The following is a 16,562-nucleotide window of genomic DNA, read 5'->3' as shown; positions in this document are numbered from 1 at the left end:
TTTCGTCGAAGCGACCTCGCGCGGCCGCGGCTACCTGCCTGACTGCGTGCGCGGTCTCAGTCGTGGGCTGCTCCGCTGGGCCATCGCCCCTACCTGAACCCCCACGAGCCGTCACGGTCACTGTGACGAAGCCGGCTTCGGCCCCTGGCTCGGGGCCACCGGTGTGGACGCCGCGGCCGCCCCTAGGTGGAACCGCCCCGGTCGACGATGCTGTGCCCGACGTTCCGCCTGAGGTGGATCTGCCCCCCGGTATCGGCGGGCCCCCGGAGGGGAGGATGTGTTCGGGCCCCTCGGGGGGCTTCGTGGTCCCCGAGTCGGAGGAATGCCCGCCCGAGACCACCGACCCGTCGACGACATCGCCGCAATCCACAAGTGATGTCGCGCCGTCGGAGGACGCCGTGATCGACGAGCCGGTTCCATGACCGCGGGCGAGGAGACGACACCTCCAGTCCAGAAATGGATCGGATTGGTCGGGTTGTTCGTCGCGCCAACCACTGTGATCACTGCGCTCTGCTTTTACTTCGGCTACCACTACCTCAACAGGTACTTCGATTACTTCGGCATCGAGTCGAATGCACTCGGATTCACCACCAGCGATTACGTACTCAGCAGTGTGCGACCGCTGTTCCTGCCTATCATCGCGTTGTTGTTCGTATCGGTCGCGACCATGTGGCTCGGGCAGTTCCTCGGCCAGCTCGTGAATTCTGGTCGCCGCACGCGCCTCGTTCAGAGCATCGCAGTTGCGGCGATGATCCTCGGCGTGGTGGGGATCGTGCGCGGCGTCGTTGGTATGACCGTCGCCAGTTACGAACTCGACGATGTCCTCGCGCTGACTCCGGTGGGACTCGGCTTCGGCAGCGCCTTGCTCATCACCGGGTTGCGGCTGATGGCGTCGTCCAAGCATCGTGATGGCGCCCATACATTCGCGGCCACAAAACGGGCGAGCATGTTCGCGGCCGCCGCCGCAGTGGTCTTGGCGCTGTTCTGGCTCACGAACATGTATGCGAGTTCCCGCGGCGAGGACGACGCGGCGGCAATCGCGAGCCGTTTGTGGAGTCGCGAGACGAGTGTCGTCCTCGACACTGCGGAGCGCCTGGCAGCGCCTGACGATTTGGTGGCGGAGGCCAAGCTGCCGAAGGAGGACGTCGGCGCCGCGACCACCTACCGTTACGAGTGCTTCCGCGCGCTGATTGTGCGGGGTGACACCTGGGTGCTCGTTCCTGCGGGCTGGCGGGTGAACCACGGATATGCGCTCATGATCGCGGCCGGCCCGACTAATCGCATATCGATGACCAAGAACCTCGGTATCGCGAAGACGGCGGCGAACGACCGAGCCGGCGGGTGGCAATGCCCTGAGGTGGCACCCCGGGAGGCCTTGGTCAACGACCAGTCGTGAGCGCCGCCTTCAATCGCCGCGCCGCCGCCTGCGGGTCCTCGGCGGCGGTGATCGCCCGCACCACGACGATGCGCTGAGCGCCTGCGGCCAACACCTCGGGTAGCCGCTGCTCGTCGATGCCGCCGATCGCGAACCACGGTTTGGCCGGCCGCAGCTGCGCCACCTCGCGGACCAGGTCGAGTCCGGGGGCCGGCCGCCCCGGCTTGGTGGGTGTCGGCCAGCACGGGCCGACGCAGAAGTAGTCCACCTGCTCGGCGACCGCCGCCCGGGCCTGCGCGAGATCGTGGGTGGACCGGCCCACCACCGGACCCGGCCGCAGGATGTCGCGGGCCAGCAGCAGCGGCAGGTCGTCCTGTCCGAGATGCAGGCCGTCGGCGCCTGCCGCCCGCGCGACGTCGGCGCGATCGTTGACCATCAGCAGGGCGCCGTGCCGTCGGGCCGCCTCGCCCAGCACCGCGAGCGCCTCGATCTCCTGGCGCGCCTCCAGCGGGCCGAACCGCTGCTCACCGGGCGATCCCTTGTCGCGCAGCTGGATGAGATCCACCCCGCCCGACAGCGCGGCGTCGGCGAACTCGGCGAGATCGCCCCGCTCGCGGCGGGCGTCGGTGCACAGATACAGCGAGGCGGCGGCCAGACGTTCGCGCGGAGTGAGCACATCGCGACGCTAGCCGAAGGCAGGTAGCGGACTACTCTAGGCGGCCGCCGGACCCGGGGAGATCATCCATGAGCAGGTCAAACCCCGAAAATTAGGTGGCGACATGAACAGAATCGGCGAACACGCCGTAGTGCTCGGCGCGAGCATGGGCGGGCTGCTGGCCGCCCGGGTGCTCGCTGATATGTATGACGCCGTCACCGTGGTGGAACGGGACGCGCTGCCGCAGGTCAGCGCCAACCGCCGCGGGGTGCCGCAGGGACGGCATGCGCACGCCCTGCTCGCGCGGGGCAGGGCCGCCCTCGATGAGCTGTTCCCCGGGTTCACCGCCGACCTCGTCGCCGCGGAGGTGCCCGCACTCGACTATCGGGACATGACCAGGGTGTACTCGCACCTCGCGGGCCACGAGGGCATCCGCAGCGGAGCACTTCCGGGCGTTCCGCCGCTGTTCGTGCCCAGCCGGCCGCTGCTCGAAGGCCTGGTGCGGCAGCGCCTGCACGCGAGGGCCAACGTGACTGTGCTCGACGGTCACGACATCGAGGGGTTCACCTCGTCCCGGGAGGGCGACCGGGTGACCGGCGTACGGGTCCGCGCTCATGACTCCGGCTCCGAGGCCATCCTGTCGGCCGATCTGGTGGTCGACGCCTCCGGCCGCGGGGCGCGCACGCCGGCGTTCCTCGAGAGCCTCGGATACGGGCGGCCGGTAGAGGACAGCGTCGCCGTGCGGCTGGTGTACTCCAGCCAACTCCTCAGAATCCCGCCGGGGACCCTGCGGGAGATGCTCGCCCTGGTGAGCCCGACGCCCGATCGTCCGACCGGGATGGCGCTGTTCGGCTACGAGCACGACGCGTGGATGTTCACCGTGTTCGGCATGGCGGGCCATGAGCCGCCCGGTGAGCTGTCCGAGATGGTCGACTTCGCGACCGGCCTGGTGCCCGACCACATCTTGTCCGCCGTCCGGGCCGCCGAGCCGCTGACCGACGTGTGCCGCTTCCGCTACCCCGAGAGCCGGTGGCGCCGCTACGACCGGATGCGGCGCTTCCCCGCCGGCCTGGTGGTCCTCGGTGACGCGCTGTGCAGCTTCAACCCGATCTACGGCCAGGGAATGACGGTCGCCGCGCTGCAGGCGCTGGCGCTGCGGGAGTGCCTGCAGGACGGCGACCACGATCTCGCCCGCCGCTACTTCCGGGCCGCGGCCAAACCGATCGGCGTGGCCTGGCAGTTCGCGGTCGGTTCCGATCTGCGGCTCCCCGGGATAGAGGGCCGCCTGCCGCTGTCGATGAGGCTGACCGGCAGGTACGTCGAGCGGTTGCAGAACGTCGCGGAGTACGACCCGGAGGTCGCCGCGCAGTTCCTGCGGGTGGTCGGCTTCCTCGACCCGCCGCAGGCGCTGATGCGCCCGAAGGTTGCGCTGCGGGTGCTGGCGCCCCGGCGGCGGCCATCGGCACAGACGCGGCGCGTTCGGGTCGCGGAGGTCAGCGCCGGGTAGTCTGGGGGCTCGACACGGGAGTCCCGGCACCGGGGACTGAGAGTGGGCGCGCGCCGCCCTTACCGTCGGACCTGATCCGGATCATGCCGGCGAAGGGAGCAGAAATGCCTCAGAGATCGCTCGCCGTCATCGGCGGCGGCGTCATCGGACTCGCCGTGGCCCGCCGGGCCGCGCTCGACGGCTGGCAGGTGACGGTGCACCGGGCCGACGCGCACGGTGCGTCCTGGGTCGCCGGTGGCATGTTGGCCCCGCACAGCGAGGGCTGGCCGGGCGAGGAGCAGTTGCTGCGGATCGGCCTGGAGTCGCTGCGGATGTGGCACGAGGGCTTCCTCGACGGGATGCCCGACGGCGTGGTGACGGCACGCGAATCGCTGGTGGTCGCCGTCGACCGGGCCGACGCCGCCGATCTGCGGACCGTGGGTCAGTTCCTGGCGGAGCAGGGTCACCCCGTGGCGACGACCACGTCCGCGCGCGACATCGAACCGATGCTGGCGCAGGGCATCCGGCACGGCTTCATCGCGAAAACCGAACTGGCGGTGGACAACCGGATGGTTGTCGACGCCCTGGCTGCGCACTGCGAGCGGCTCGGTGTCCGGTGGGAAGGCCCGGTCGACCAGCTGTCCGACGTCGACGCCGATATCCGGGTGATCGCCAACGGCATCGACGCACCCGCACTCTGGCCCGGGCTGCCGATCCGGCCGGTCAAAGGTGAGGTGCTGCGGCTGAGATGGCGACGCGGATGTATGCCGGTGCCGCAGCGGGTGATTCGTGCCCGGGTGCACGGACGGCCGGTCTATCTGGTGCCGCGGGCCGACGGTGTGGTGGTCGGCGCCACCCAGTACGAGCACGGTCGCGACACCGCGCCTGCCGTCGCCGGGGTGCGTGAACTGCTCGACGACGCGTGTGCGGTGATGCCGGCGCTGGGGGAGTACGAGCTCGCCGAGTGTGCGGCGGGGCTGCGGCCGATGACACCCGACGGGGTGCCGATCGTGGAGCGGCTCGATGAGCGCACCATGGTGGCGGCGGGTCACGGCCGCAGCGGGTTCCTGCTCGCGCCGTGGACCACGGAGCGCGTCGCGGCCGAACTGAACGTCATGGCAGAGGTGAGGGCATGAGAGTCACGGTGAACAACGAGGACGTCGACCTGGACGGCCGGCCCACGGTGGCCGACCTGCTCGATCGGATGGGCTTCCCGGACAAGGGCATCGCGGTGGCGGTGGACTGGTCGGTGCTGCCGCGTTCGGAGTGGGAGACCCCGCTCGCCGACGGCGCCAGGGTCGACGTGGTGACGGCGGTGCAGGGTGGCTGATCCGGTGGGCAGGAGCAACGCGACCGGGGATTCGGGAAAGCTGACCATCGCCGGGCGGGAGTTCGGCTCGCGGCTGATCCTGGGCACCGGCGGCGCGGCCAACCTCGCGGTGCTCGAGCAGGCGCTCGTCGCGTCGGGCACCGAGCTGACCACGGTCGCGATGCGGCGGGTGGACGCCGAGGCCGGCACCGGGGTCCTCGACCTGCTGAACCGGCTGGGCATCACGCCGCTGCCGAACACCGCGGGCTGCCGCGGCGCGGCAGAGGCGGTGCTCACCGCACAGCTGGCGCGCGAGGCGCTCGGCACCGAATGGGTGAAGCTCGAGGTGATCGCCGACGAGCGCACCCTGCTGCCCGATGCCATCGAATTGGTCCGGGCCGCAGAACAACTCGTCGACGACGGATTCACGGTGCTGCCCTACACGAACGACGATCCGGTGCTGGCGCGGCGGCTGGAGGACACCGGCTGCGCGGCCGTGATGCCGCTGGGTTCGCCGATCGGCACCGGTTTGGGGATCGCCAACCCGCACAACATCGCGATGATCGTCGAGCAGGCAGGCGTCCCGGTGATCCTCGACGCGGGAATCGGCACCGCCAGTGACGCGGCCATGGCGATGGAACTGGGCTGCGACGCCGTGCTGCTGGCGACCGCCGTCACCCGCGCCGCCGACCCCCCGGTGATGGCCGCGGCGATGGCCGCCGCCGTCACCGCAGGGCGCCTCGCCCGGCAGGCCGGCCGGATCCCCAAGCGGTTCTGGGCGCAGGCGTCGAGCCCATCGCTGTGAACGGCCGTTACGTCGCGCTCGGCAGTTCGATGGCGGCCGGACCCGGGATCCGCCCGTCGGCCGACGGTGCGCCGTTCCGGGCCGGCCGGTCTGCACGCAACTATGCCCACCTGGTGGCCGCGGCGCTCGATCTCGACCTGGTCGACGTCACCTACTCCGGCGCCACCACCGCCCATGTGCTCGACGAGCGGCAGAACGGCGAGCCGCCGCAGATCGAGGCGCTCGACGGGGACGAGCGGCTGGTCACCGTCACGATCGGCGGCAACGACGCCGGCTACGTACCACTGCTCACCGTCGCCGCACTGCCGCGTTTCACCCGCTCGGTGCCGCTGCTGGGCGCGCGGATCCGCGACCTGCTCGACCCGACGGCGCGCGACCGCGCCCTGGTGCTGGTCGCCGATTCGCTGCAGCGGGTCGGACAGGCGGTCCGCGAGCGTTCGCCGCGCGCGACCGTGCTGTTCGTCGACTATCTGACGCTGCTGCCGCCGGCGGGCTCACCCGCACCGCCGCTGGCAGGCGTCGACGCGGCGCTGGGCCGGCGGGTCGCCGACACGCTCGAGCGGTTGACCGGCGAGGCCGCGACGGCGACGGGCTGCCGCTGGGTGCGGGCCGCCGAGGCCAGCCGTGGCCATCACGCGTGGTCGGCACAGCCGTGGACGACCCGCCCAGGATTGCCGCTGCCCGGCCGTCCGGCGCCGCTGCACCCCAACGCCGCGGGGATGCGCGCCGTCGCCGATCTGGTGCTCGACGTTCTGCGCTGACGGCCCCCGAATTCGTGCATCCGCGGATGCCGGGTGCATGCGACGATGGTTGTCGACGGCCGTACGACGGCGGCCGAAGCCACCGAGGAACCCGAGGAAGTGACGATGAGTTCACCGCTGGGCGTCGACCCGAACGTCCTGCGCGAGCAGGCTGCCAAGATGCAGGAGTTCGCTGATCAGCGTGCCGAGCATGTGGCCAACGTCGTGCGGATCTCCTCGACGTTCACCGGGGCGTGGACCGGCCAGGCCGGTACCGCGGTGCAGAAGGCGCTGGAGAGCTACGTGCAGGAGGCGTCCGACACCCGGCGCGAAGAGATGGAGATCGCCGACGCGCTCATCCAGGCCGCCGCCCAGTACGACCAGACCGACGCCGGCGCGGCCGGCGGCCTGTCCCGCCAGATGGGCATCTGAGAGGACCCCGATGACCGAGATCGTCCTGAACTTCAGCGAAGCCCAGCAGGCCGTCGACGACCTCAATGCCGAAGCCGCCAAGCTCGAGGAGTTGACCGGCGAGGAGGGCGCCCTGGTCGACCAGATCGCGGGCGACCAGTGGACCGGCTCCGGCGAAGAATCCTGGGAGCAGCGCCAACGCGAGTGGCAGAAGGAGTCCGTGGAGGAGTCCGCGGCGCTGAAGCGCCTGGTACTGGCCGTGGAGGCGGCGCACGGCCGGATGAGAGACACCGAGACCCAGGTGTCCGGATTCTTCAGCTGACCCCGGCCCCGAGCCGTCGCGACGCGTGACGGCCACTCGGTCAACGGGTTTGCCCGGGCACTCCAGCCGAGCGGCTAACGTGTGTGCCATGGGGCGCAGAACATCGGCCGTGCTGACCGTGCTGGTGGTCACCGCGGCATTGGCCGGTTGCGGCCGCGATTCCGAACCGGAGTCGGCGCCGGCGACGCAGGAGTCGTCGCCGAACGCGACGGAATTCGCCGACCAGTTGCGCTCGCGGGTGACCGTCGACGCGATGATGGGCCACCTGGACAGGCTCCAACAGATCGCGAACGACCACGGCGGAAATCGGGCACTGGGCACGCCGGGTTATGCCGCCAGCGTCGACTACGTCGCCAATGCGTTGCGCGAGAAGGGGTTCGACGTCCAGTCGGACGAATTCGAGGTGAAACTCCCGTTCGCCGAGGAACCCGAACTGCGCGTCAGCGGCCGGAGCGTGCCCGCCCGCCCGCTCGAATTCACCATCGGCACGCCGGCCCCGGGGGTGACGGGACCGCTGGTGGCGGCCCGTGTGGAGGACTCACCGGGGTGCACGGCCGAGGACTACGACGGATTGCCGGTGCGCGGTGCCGTCGTGCTGGTCGACCGCGGCACATGCCCGTTCGGTGACAAGCAGACCGCCGCGGCGCAACGCGGTGCGGTCGCGCTCGTCGTCGCCGACAACGAGGACGGCGACCAGATGGGCGGCACGCTCGGTGAGACGACCGACGTGAAGATCCCCGTCGTCAGCGTCGGCAAGGCCGACGGCAAGCAGCTGCGCGACAACCCCGGTGAGACCACCCTGCGGTTGAAGGCGGGTGTGCGCACCGAGCGCACCCGCAACGTGATCGCGCAGACCAAGACCGGTTCCACCGCCGACGTGGTGATGGCCGGCGCGCACCTCGACAGCGTGCCCGAAGGTCCGGGCATCAACGACAACGGCTCGGGAGTGGCCGCCGTGCTGGAAACCGCGCTGCAGCTCGGCAGTTCGCCCGATGTCCGCAATGCCGTGCGCTTCGCCTTCTGGGGTGCCGAGGAACTCGGCCTGATCGGTTCCACCGAGTACGTCAAGTCGCTCGACCAGGAGGGGCTCAAGGACATCGCGCTCTATCTCAACTTCGACATGGTCGGCTCGCCCAACCCCGGGTACTTCACCTACGACGGGGACCAGTCCTCGCGGCCCGATCCGCGCGCCGGCGTGCCGCGGGTGCCGGAGGGTTCGGCCGGCATCGAGCGCGCGCTGGTCGCCTACTACCAGGGCACCGACAAGAAGGCGCAGGACATCTTCTTCGACGGCCGGTCCGACTACGACGGGTTCACCGCTGCGGGCATCCCCGCCGGCGGCACCTTCTCGGGCGCGGAGACCAAGATGACCAAAGAGCAGGCGGACCTGTGGGGCGGCGAGGCCGACCAGCCGTTCGACCCGAACTACCACAAGAAGACCGACACCCTCGAACACATCGACCGCACCTCGATGGAGATCAACGGCGGTGCAGTGCCGTACTCGGTGGGGTTGTACGCCCAGGATCAGCGCGGCCGCAACGGAGTTCCGCTCCGCGACGACCGCACCCGCCATCCGCTGTCCGACGCATGATGCTCGCGCGGGCAGTCGCCGCGATCGCGGTGACGGCGCTGCTGGCGGCGTGCTCCTCGTCGGCGCCGCCGCCCACCGACCTCGCCGCCGACCTGGCGGGCCGGGTCGGCATCGACGCGATGGCTGCCCACCTCGACGCGTTGCAGGCCATCGCGGACCAGCACGGCGGCAATCGCGCCGAGGGCAGACCCGGTTACGACGCCAGCGTCGACTACGTCGCAAAGCTCCTGCGGGACAAGGGGTTCGACGTCCAGACGCCCGAGTTCGAACGCTACGGCTCGACCAGGGGCGGGAAGCCCCGCGTCACGGCCGCCGGCCGCGATCACCCGGTGCAGCAGACATCGCTGCTGGTGACCACCCGCCCCGGCGGACTGAACGCCGAGACGTTGCGGCCCGCGACACCCGCCGGATGCACCCGTGCGGACTACCGCGGTGTCGACGTGAACGGTGCCATCGCCGTGGTCGACGACACCGGGTGTTCGGTGGTCGCCAAGCACGACGCCGCCGTGGCCGGCGGCGCCATCGGCCTGCTGGTGGTCAGTGCCCGTCAGAACACCGCGCCGCCCGGGTTGTTCACCCCCGGCTACTACCGCGACCTCGAGATCCCGGTCGGCGTCATCGACGCCGATGCCAGTGCGGCGCTGCGCCGCACCTCCGCGCCGGTGCGATTGGTGCTCGACGGGGAGCCGGTGCTGATCAAGTCACGGAACGTGGTGGCGCAGACGAAGACCGGTGACACCGCCAACGTCGTGCTGGCAGGCGCGCACCTCGACAGCGTCGCGGGCGGGCCCGGCATCAACGACGACGGCTCCGGGGTGGCGGCGGTGCTGGAGACCGCGCTGCAACTCGGTGCCTCACCCGATGTGCGCAACGCCGTGCGATTCGCGTTCTGGGGTTCCGAGGAGATCGGCCTCGCCGGTTCACAGGCCTACGTGCGCGGCCTGGATCGCGACCAGCTCAACGACATCGCGCTGTACCTCAACTTCGACATGCTCGGCTCGCCGAACCCCGGCTACTTCACCTACGACGGTGACCAGTCCGCCTCGGCCGGACCGGCCGGTGCGACGCCGGAAGGCTCTGCGGGCATCGAACGCACGCTGGCGGGATACCTCAACCTCGCCGGCGTCCGGCCGGCCGACATGCCGATCGGCGACCGCACCGACTACCACCCCTTCGTCACCGCCGGGGTGCCGATCGGCGGCATCACCACAGGCGCGGCGCAGCGCAAGACCGCTGTGCAGGCCCGGCTCTGGGGCGGTCAGGCCGACGTCGCATTCGACCCGAACTACCACACCCCGCGCGACACCGTCACCAACGTCGACCGGCACGCCCTGTCGGTGATGGGTCCCGCGGTGGCCTACGCGGTGGGCGCCTACGCCCGATCCACCGACGGCGCCAACGGTGTGCCGGCGCGCGACAAGCGCGACCGCAACCTTCGGTGAGCTAGCCGACCGGCGATGTCGGATCCGGGTCGCGGTCGTCGTCGCGGACACCGCGCACCATGCCCAGCAGCCGCATGCCGTGATACACCAGCAGCGCGGCGATGGAGCCGAGAGCGATTCCGGTGAACGTCAAGCTGCCTGCCTGCCAACTGAAGTCGGCGATGCCGATGATCAGCGGGATGGCCGCGGTCAACTGGTTGACCGGTTTGGCGAAGTCGACGTCGTTGGTCAGCCAGATCCGCACGCCGATGATGCCGACGAGGCCGTAGAGCACCACGGTGGCCCCACCGAGCACACCGTCGGGTGTCGCCGCGATCACCGCTCCCACCTTGGGGCACAACGCGAGTGCGATCGCCACCACGGCCGCCACCCAGTAGGCGGCGGTCGAGAACACCCGGGTCGCCGCCATCACGCCGATGTTCTCGGCGTAGGTGGTGGTGGCCGATCCGCCGCCTGCGCCGGCCAGGGTGGTGGCCACACCGTCGGCCATCAGGGCGCGGCCGATCAGCGGATCGGCGTCGGTACCGGTCATCTGGCCGACCGACTTGACGTGCCCGATGTTCTCGGCTGCCAGTGCGATGGCCGCGGGCAGGAAGAGCGGGAGCACCGACCAGGTGAACGACGGCGTCTGGAACTCCGGCAGCCCGATCCACGCGGCCGAGGCGATGGCGGCCTTCTTGTCCGGGTCGAGGTCACCGAGCGCCAGCGCCAGCAGGTAGCCGGCCACCACCGCCAGGAAGATCGCCAGCCGGCCGACGATGCCGCGGAAGAACGCGAGCACCGCCACCAGCAGCACCAGGGTGACGACGCCGACCAGCGGACCTTTTTCGAAGTTGTCCTTCGCCGCCGGTGCCAGGTTCAGCCCGATCAGGGCGACGATCGCACCGGTCACCACGGGCGGCAGGATCAGGTCGAGCCACCGCGTGCCGACGACGTGGACGACGGCGCCGATGACGATCAGCAGGACACCCACCGCGACCAGTCCGCCCAGGGCGCTGCCCGTGCCCTGCGCGGCGACCGCGCCCGTCACCGGGGCGATCACCGAGAAACTCGAACCGAGATAGCTCGGCAGCCGGTTGCCGGTGATGATCAGGAAGAGAATGGTGCCGATTCCGGAGAACAGCAGCGTGGTGGCCGGCGGGAACCCGGTGAGCACCGGCACCAGGAACGTGGCCCCGAACATCGCCACCACATGCTGCGCCCCGAGGCCCACGGTGCGGGCCCAGTCCAGCCGTTCGTCGGGAGCGACGACGAAGTCGCTGTCGGCGCGGGACTCGACGCGAGTCCAGGTCCATCGGCTTCCCGGTGCGGTCATGGGTGCCTATATTGCCCGGCAGGGCAGCGGCCCGCCGCCCGAGTCAGTGGATGTGGCTGCCGCCGTTGATGTCCATCGTGCTGCCGGTCAGGTAGGCGGCGTCCTCGGAGGACAGGAACGTGATGCAGGCGGCGACCTCGTCGGTGGTGGCGGTCCGCCCGACGGGGATGTCGCGGGCCAACTTCGCCTCCTGCTCGTCGGTGGAGCCGACGCGGATGTTGGTGTCGACCGCACCGGGGGTGACGGCGTTGACGGTCACGCCGGTGTCGGCGACCTCACGGGCCAGCGCCTTGGTGAAGCCGAGGATCGCGGCCTTGGCCGACGAGTACGGCACCTTGCCGAAGACGCCGCCGCCACGCTGCGCTGACACCGAGGACATGTTGACGATGCGGCCCCAGCCCTGCTCGATCATCGCGGGCAGGAACGCCTTGGTGACGAGGTAGGTGCCGGTGGCGTTGACGGCCATCACCTTGTTCCACAGATCCAGCGTGGTCTCCAGGAACGGCACCGGCGAGGTGATGCCGGCGATGTTGGCCAGCGCCCCGACGGGTGGCAGGTTGCCGTCGGCGACCTCGGCCGCGACGGCGGCCTGCGCTGCGGTGACGGATTCCTCCGACGTCACGTCGACGGCGCAGCCGAATGCCGGCACCGCGAACTGGTTGCCGATGTCGGCGGCCACCTTGGCCGACTTCTCGCCGTCGAGGTCGAGGATCACCACCGCCCACCCTTCCCGGGCATAGCGCTGCGCGACGGCCATGCCGATGCCGCGCTCGGACGTCGCGCCGGTGATGACGGCGGTGCGCTGGGTGCGGTTGGTCGGTGTTGTCATGTCTCTCCTCAGATCAGGTCGGAAATGTATTGCGCGGCTGCGGCGGTGGCCGCCGGCCGTTCGTCATCGGTGATGTCCCGCGTCTCGAGTTCGAGTGCGAAGTGGCCGGCGTATCCGGTGTCGGCGAGGGCCTTGAGCCCGCCTGGGAAGTCGACGTCGCCGCGGCCGACGGAGACGTTGATGTTGCCGGGCACCGCATCGCGGATGTGCACATGGGAGATGCGGCCTGCGAACCGGTCGACGAAGTCGAGCGGATCCCCGCCGGAGGCCACGATGTGGCTGAAGTCCATCACGATGCCCACCGGGCTGCCGGTCAGCCTGTCGAAGAGTGCCTGCGCGCGCGTCATGTCCGAGCACAGCCGATGGAAGTGCAGCGATTCGGTCCACAGTTCGACGCCGTGCTGCGCCGCGCGGTGGCCTGCGGCGATCAGCTCGGCGGCGACCAGGTCCAGGTCGTCGTCGAGTGAGCGCCGCGGGTTGCGGTCGAGTGCGCCGCACGGCAGCACCAGGGCCCGGGCGCCGGTGCCTGCGGTCAGGCTCAGAAGTGCGTCGAGGTGGGCGCCGCGGCTGCGCCTGCCCGCCTCGTCGAGGGGCACGTTGAGGTCGCCGATGTCGCCGTTGATCGAGCGCACCTGCAGACGGCTGCTGCGCACGGTCGCGGTCACCGAGGCGACCGCCGTGGCGTCCAGCCGGTAGGGCACGTGGTCGCAGACCCCGGGGAGGGCGCCCAGGTCGATGCCCCGGAAGCCGAGCCGGTGGATCCAGGTCAGCGCCATCTCAAGGTCGAGATGCCGAAAGCTGATCGTGGAGCAACCCAGCCGGCGGTCCGGCTTGAAGGCGGCGTGCATGGCGGTTTCCCAGCGTCGAGCGAACGTGATGGCAGCCACACTATGGCGTCGACTGTTAACAGTCAACTACTGACGGCAGACTGGTGTTGACTGTTGACAATGCGATGTGTGCACCCTCACACTGAGTGACGTAGCGCACTGTTGACCGTCGACAGTGACGTGGAGATCACCCGGGAACGGGTATAGGTGCTGGGAAAGGATCTGCTCATGAGCGACGACGCTCTCTCGATGCGGGGGCCGGTGCACGGCACTCGCGACGCCAAACGGGTCGCGATCGGCTCCGGTGTCGGCGCCGTGATCGAGACCTACGACTTCATCGGTTTCGGCACGGCCGCCGCGCTGTACTTCGGCACGGCGTTCTTCCCGAACTCCAGCCCGCTGGCGGGCACCCTGCTGTCGTTCGCGACCCTCGGCGTCGGCTTCGTCGCCCGGCCACTCGGCGGCATCATCGGCGGCCACCTCGGCGACAAGGTCGGCCGCAAGCCGGTCCTGGTCGCGTCGCTGATCCTGATGGGCCTTGCCACCTTCGCGATCGGCCTGCTGCCGACCTACGCCGCCGTCGGTGTGCTCGCACCCATCCTGCTGGTGAGCGTGCGCATCATCCAGGGCCTGGCGTTCGGCGCCGAGTGGGGCGGCGCCATCCTGATGAGCTACGAGCACGCCCCGTGGAGGAAGAAGGGCCGCTACACCGGCATCGTGCAGGCCGGCTTCCCGGTCGGTCTGCTCATCGCGAACCTGGTGTTCTTCGTCAGCATTCACCTCGGCGGTGACTGGGCGTGGCGGGTGCCCTTCCTCGCGAGCATCATCCTCGTCATCGTCGGCCTGATCATCCGGGCCAAGGTGCCGGAGTCCCCGGTATTCGAGGACGTCAAGGCCCACGGCGACATCGTCAAGTCGCCGGTCGTCGAGGTCGTCAAGAAGGACTGGCGAAACATCCTGCGCGGCATCGGCCTTCGCATCGCCGAGACCGCAGGCTACGCCGTGTCCATCACCTACATGCTGTCCTACCTCAAGGGCGCAGAGCTGGCGACGCGCTCCCAGACCATCGGCGCGTTGTGCATCGCGGCGGCGATCGGCATCTTCGCCACCTTCGCCTGGGCCAAGCTCACCGACAGGATCGGACGGCGTCCGCTCTACCTCTGGGTGTGCGCACTGGGCATCCCGTTCGGAGTGCTGATGTTCGTCACCGTCAACACCGGCGTGTTCATCCTCATCATCGCGACGTTCGTCATCGCCTACGGCGTGTTCCAGAACGCGCTCGCAGGCGCCCAGGGCGGATGGTTCCCGGAACTGTTCAATGCGAACACCCGCTCCTCGGGTGCGTCACTGGCGTACCAGATCTCGGCGATCGCCTCGGGCTTCACGCCCTTCATCACCACGCTGCTTTTCGAGGCCTACGGGTGGTGGGGCCCGGCGCTGCTGTTCAGCGGCTACATGGCGATCGGCCTCGTCGCTGCGATCCTCACCCGGGAGACGTGGGGTCCCCGTGAACGGATGCTGGCCGACAAGGCCGCGGCCGAGACCGCCGACCCGCATGTGGTGGCCGCCTGATGCGCAACGACGAAGTGCGCGACGCCGCCTACCGGATGCGCCACCACGTGCTGGACATGGGTGAGGCACAGGGCCAGGGCTACGTCGGGCAGGCGCTCGGTGCCGCCGACATGCTCGCCTGTGTGTACGCCGATCAGCTGTCCTACCGCCCCGACGACCCGAGATGGGAAGGCCGCGACAGGTTTCTGCTGTCCACCGGGCACTACGCCATCGGCCTGTATGCCGCACTCGCCGAGGCCGGGATCATCGACGCCGCCGAGCTCGACTCCTACGGGTGCGACGACTCCCGGCTACCGATGTCCGGGATGGCCAGCTACACCCCGGGAATGGAGATCTCCGGCGGATCGCTCGGACACGGCCTCACCGTGGCCGTCGGGATGGCGCTCGGGCTGCGGCACCAGGGCTCGCCGGCGCGGGTGTTCAACTTCCTGTCCGACGGCGAACTCGACGAGGGCTCGACGTGGGAGGCGGCCATGGGCGCCGCGCACCACCAGCTGGGCAATCTCATCGCAATGGTCGACATCAACGCACTGCAGGCCGATGGACCCACCGCGGGCGTGCTGCGCACCGAGCCCGTCGCCGACAAGTGGGCGGCCTGCGGCTGGTTCGCCCAGCGGGTCGACGGCAACGACGTCGACGCGCTGCTGGCCGCGTTCGACGAGATCGCCGCGCGGGCAACCCCCGTCGGCACCCCGGCTGTCCTGCTCTGTGACACCCGGGTGGGCAGCGGCGTCCCGCTGCTGGAGAACCGGGAGAAGGCGCACTTCATGCGCATCGACGCCGACGAGTGGCAGGTCTGCCGTGAGCAGCTCACCGCCGGCCATCAGGAGAAGGCTGGAGTAGACGCATGACATCGGTCGCCCCCCTGCGGACGTCGGCGATGATCGCCTCGTTCGCCGATCCCGGACAACGTACGACGCCTGCGCCGTTCGGCCATGCGCTGGTCGAGGCGGCGAGGGCCGACGAGCGCATCGTCGGACTGACCGCCGACCTCGGCAAGTACACCGACATGCACATCTTCGCCAAGGCCTTCCCCGACCGGTACTTCCAGATGGGGATGGCCGAGCAACTCCTGTTCGGCGCCGCCGCGGGGATGGCCGAGACGGGCCTGATCCCGTTCGCGTCCACGTATTCGGTGTTCGCGGCGCGGCGGGCCTACGACTTCATCTGCCTCGACATCGCCGAACCCGGGCTCAACGTCAACATCATCGGCGGGCTTCCCGGTCTGACAACGGGTTACGGCCCGTCGCACCAGGCCACCGAGGACATGGCGATCTTCCGTGGCGTGCCGGGGCTGACCATCGTGGACCCCTGCGACTCGGTCGACATCGCCCAGGCGGTGCCCCAGTTGGCCGAGCACGACGGCCCGACCTACCTGCGCCTGCTGCGCGGTCAGGTGCCGACGGTGCTCGACGAGTACGACTACACCTTCGAACTCGGCCGGGCCAAGGTGGTGCGCCCTGGCGCCGACGTCGTGTTCGTGTCCAGCGGGCTGATGACCATGCGGGCGCTGCTCGCCGCCGAGGAACTCGCCGGCCACAACGTCGACGTGGCGGTGGTGCACACGCCGACCATCAAGCCGTTCGACGCCGAAACCGTGCTGCGCGAGATCGATTCGGACCGGCTGGCGGTGACGCTGGAGAACCACACGGTGATCGGTGGGCTGTTCGAGACGGTGGCGGCCGAGGCGGTGCGCCGCGGCGTGCACCGCACTGTCATGCCGATCGCGCTGCCCGACGAATTCCTCGCCGCCGGGGCGCTGCCGACGCTGCACGACCGCTACGGCCTGTCCACCCGCCGCATCGTCGCCTCGGTGCTCGACCGGCTGTAGGATCACTGTCGACAACCAAATGTCGACAATTGTGTCGACCGGAAGGGAGCTC

17 protein-coding genes and 1 riboswitch are annotated in these 16,562 nt (G+C 70.0%); of the genes, 13 read left to right on the top strand and 4 right to left on the bottom strand.

From position 1 onward, the window contains the following. Window positions 1–418: 418 nt before the first annotated feature. Window positions 419–1,396 (top strand): hypothetical protein, encoded by a 978-nt coding sequence (locus ACPCHZ_RS01390; protein ID WP_423483096.1) that lies wholly within the window; start codon window positions 419–421, stop codon window positions 1,394–1,396. On the opposite strand, the gene thiE is transcribed toward ACPCHZ_RS01390, so the two are convergent. Beyond that, window positions 1,380–2,051, bottom strand: coding sequence for a thiamine phosphate synthase (thiE, locus tag ACPCHZ_RS01385; protein ID WP_423483095.1), 672 nt, complete (start codon window positions 2,049–2,051; stop codon window positions 1,380–1,382). The genes ACPCHZ_RS01390 and thiE overlap by 17 nt on opposite strands. 103 nt (window positions 2,052–2,154) lie before the next feature. Between thiE and ACPCHZ_RS01380 the strand changes: the two genes are divergently transcribed. From ACPCHZ_RS01380 to ACPCHZ_RS01340, 9 genes are all read left to right on the top strand, one after another. Beyond that, window positions 2,155–3,537, top strand: coding sequence for an FAD-dependent oxidoreductase (locus ACPCHZ_RS01380; protein WP_423483094.1), 1,383 nt, complete (start codon window positions 2,155–2,157; stop codon window positions 3,535–3,537). Between the two features lie 4 nt (window positions 3,538–3,541). Beyond that, window positions 3,542–3,652: riboswitch (TPP riboswitch) on the top strand. After that, on the top strand, window positions 3,642–4,652 hold the full coding sequence (thiO, locus tag ACPCHZ_RS01375; protein ID WP_423483093.1) for a glycine oxidase ThiO: 1,011 nt from the start codon (window positions 3,642–3,644) through the stop codon (window positions 4,650–4,652). Its footprint overlaps the riboswitch before it by 11 nt. After that, window positions 4,649–4,846 (top strand): sulfur carrier protein ThiS, encoded by a 198-nt coding sequence (gene thiS, locus ACPCHZ_RS01370; RefSeq protein ID WP_264013607.1) that lies wholly within the window; start codon window positions 4,649–4,651, stop codon window positions 4,844–4,846. Before thiO ends, thiS begins: the two co-directional genes overlap by 4 nt. A 4-nt stretch (window positions 4,847–4,850) precedes the next feature. Beyond that, complete coding sequence (locus ACPCHZ_RS01365) at window positions 4,851–5,630, top strand: thiazole synthase (RefSeq protein WP_423483776.1); 780 nt, start codon at window positions 4,851–4,853, stop codon at window positions 5,628–5,630. Beyond that, complete coding sequence (locus tag ACPCHZ_RS01360; protein ID WP_423483092.1) at window positions 5,627–6,391, top strand: SGNH/GDSL hydrolase family protein; 765 nt, start codon at window positions 5,627–5,629, stop codon at window positions 6,389–6,391. The genes ACPCHZ_RS01365 and ACPCHZ_RS01360 overlap by 4 nt, the downstream gene beginning before the upstream one ends. Before the next feature lie 33 nt (window positions 6,392–6,424). After that, on the top strand, window positions 6,425–6,802 hold the full coding sequence (locus ACPCHZ_RS01355; RefSeq protein ID WP_423483091.1) for a type VII secretion target: 378 nt from the start codon (window positions 6,425–6,427) through the stop codon (window positions 6,800–6,802). Between the two features lie 10 nt (window positions 6,803–6,812). Next, the gene (locus tag ACPCHZ_RS01350) at window positions 6,813–7,103 is read left to right on the top strand and encodes a hypothetical protein (protein WP_364976934.1); all 291 of its coding nucleotides are present in this window, start codon (window positions 6,813–6,815) and stop codon (window positions 7,101–7,103) included. Window positions 7,104–7,191: 88 nt separating this feature from the next. Further along, complete coding sequence (locus tag ACPCHZ_RS01345; RefSeq protein ID WP_423483090.1) at window positions 7,192–8,694, top strand: M28 family metallopeptidase; 1,503 nt, start codon at window positions 7,192–7,194, stop codon at window positions 8,692–8,694. Further along, window positions 8,691–10,136: a M20/M25/M40 family metallo-hydrolase gene (locus tag ACPCHZ_RS01340; RefSeq protein WP_423483089.1), complete on the top strand. Its 1,446-nt coding sequence runs from the start codon at window positions 8,691–8,693 to the stop codon at window positions 10,134–10,136. Before ACPCHZ_RS01345 ends, ACPCHZ_RS01340 begins: the two co-directional genes overlap by 4 nt. A 1-nt stretch (window position 10,137) precedes the next feature. Here ACPCHZ_RS01340 and ACPCHZ_RS01335 read toward each other — a convergent pair whose 3' ends face one another. Genes ACPCHZ_RS01335 through ACPCHZ_RS01325 form a run of 3 tightly spaced genes read right to left on the bottom strand, consistent with a single transcriptional unit; the run spans window position 10,138 to window position 13,128 of the window. Further along, window positions 10,138–11,451: a uracil-xanthine permease family protein gene (locus ACPCHZ_RS01335; RefSeq protein WP_423483088.1), complete on the bottom strand. Its 1,314-nt coding sequence runs from the start codon at window positions 11,449–11,451 to the stop codon at window positions 10,138–10,140. 43 nt (window positions 11,452–11,494) lie between these two features. Then, entirely contained in the window at window positions 11,495–12,280 is a 786-nt protein-coding gene (locus ACPCHZ_RS01330; RefSeq protein ID WP_423483087.1) for an SDR family NAD(P)-dependent oxidoreductase, read from the bottom strand. 8 nt (window positions 12,281–12,288) lie between these two features. Next, a complete protein-coding gene (locus ACPCHZ_RS01325; protein ID WP_423483086.1) occupies window positions 12,289–13,128 on the bottom strand; it encodes a sugar phosphate isomerase/epimerase family protein in 840 nt (279 codons plus the stop codon). 207 nt (window positions 13,129–13,335) lie between these two features. Between ACPCHZ_RS01325 and ACPCHZ_RS01320 the strand changes: the two genes are divergently transcribed. The 3 genes from ACPCHZ_RS01320 to ACPCHZ_RS01310 are packed head-to-tail and all read left to right on the top strand — an operon-like array spanning window position 13,336 to window position 16,510. Next, on the top strand, window positions 13,336–14,679 hold the full coding sequence (locus ACPCHZ_RS01320) for an MFS transporter (RefSeq protein WP_423483085.1): 1,344 nt from the start codon (window positions 13,336–13,338) through the stop codon (window positions 14,677–14,679). Then, on the top strand, window positions 14,679–15,530 hold the full coding sequence (locus ACPCHZ_RS01315; RefSeq protein ID WP_423483084.1) for a transketolase: 852 nt from the start codon (window positions 14,679–14,681) through the stop codon (window positions 15,528–15,530). The genes ACPCHZ_RS01320 and ACPCHZ_RS01315 overlap by 1 nt, the downstream gene beginning before the upstream one ends. After that, the gene (locus ACPCHZ_RS01310; protein ID WP_423483083.1) at window positions 15,527–16,510 is read left to right on the top strand and encodes a transketolase family protein; all 984 of its coding nucleotides are present in this window, start codon (window positions 15,527–15,529) and stop codon (window positions 16,508–16,510) included. The genes ACPCHZ_RS01315 and ACPCHZ_RS01310 overlap by 4 nt, the downstream gene beginning before the upstream one ends. The last annotated feature ends 52 nt before the right edge of the window (window positions 16,511–16,562 follow it).

It is taken from the genome of Mycobacterium sp. NPDC050041, from assembly GCF_049541695.1.
GTDB lineage: Bacteria > Actinomycetota > Actinomycetes > Mycobacteriales > Mycobacteriaceae > Mycobacterium.
The sequence above is the reverse complement of the archived record's forward strand: the minus strand, read 5'-3'. Positions and strand labels throughout refer to the sequence as shown.

Bases quoted from the DNA above. Each gene is read 5' to 3' on its own strand.
- ACPCHZ_RS01320 (WP_423483085.1), top strand. From the start codon at position 13,336: ATGAGCGACGACGCTCTCTCGATGCGGGGGCCGGTGCACGGCACTCGC.
- ACPCHZ_RS01330 (WP_423483087.1), bottom strand. From the start codon at position 12,280: ATGACAACACCGACCAACCGCACCCAGCGCACCGCCGTCATCACCGGC.
- thiO (WP_423483093.1), top strand. From the start codon at position 3,642: ATGCCTCAGAGATCGCTCGCCGTCATCGGCGGCGGCGTCATCGGACTC.
- ACPCHZ_RS01380 (WP_423483094.1), top strand. From the start codon at position 2,155: ATGAACAGAATCGGCGAACACGCCGTAGTGCTCGGCGCGAGCATGGGC.
- ACPCHZ_RS01325 (WP_423483086.1), bottom strand. From the start codon at position 13,128: ATGCACGCCGCCTTCAAGCCGGACCGCCGGCTGGGTTGCTCCACGATC.
- ACPCHZ_RS01315 (WP_423483084.1), top strand. From the start codon at position 14,679: ATGCGCAACGACGAAGTGCGCGACGCCGCCTACCGGATGCGCCACCAC.
- ACPCHZ_RS01335 (WP_423483088.1), bottom strand. From the start codon at position 11,451: ATGACCGCACCGGGAAGCCGATGGACCTGGACTCGCGTCGAGTCCCGC.
- ACPCHZ_RS01345 (WP_423483090.1), top strand. From the start codon at position 7,192: ATGGGGCGCAGAACATCGGCCGTGCTGACCGTGCTGGTGGTCACCGCG.
- ACPCHZ_RS01340 (WP_423483089.1), top strand. From the start codon at position 8,691: ATGATGCTCGCGCGGGCAGTCGCCGCGATCGCGGTGACGGCGCTGCTG.
- ACPCHZ_RS01390 (WP_423483096.1), top strand. From the start codon at position 419: ATGACCGCGGGCGAGGAGACGACACCTCCAGTCCAGAAATGGATCGGA.
- ACPCHZ_RS01310 (WP_423483083.1), top strand. From the start codon at position 15,527: ATGACATCGGTCGCCCCCCTGCGGACGTCGGCGATGATCGCCTCGTTC.
- thiS (WP_264013607.1), top strand. From the start codon at position 4,649: ATGAGAGTCACGGTGAACAACGAGGACGTCGACCTGGACGGCCGGCCC.
- ACPCHZ_RS01350 (WP_364976934.1), top strand. From the start codon at position 6,813: ATGACCGAGATCGTCCTGAACTTCAGCGAAGCCCAGCAGGCCGTCGAC.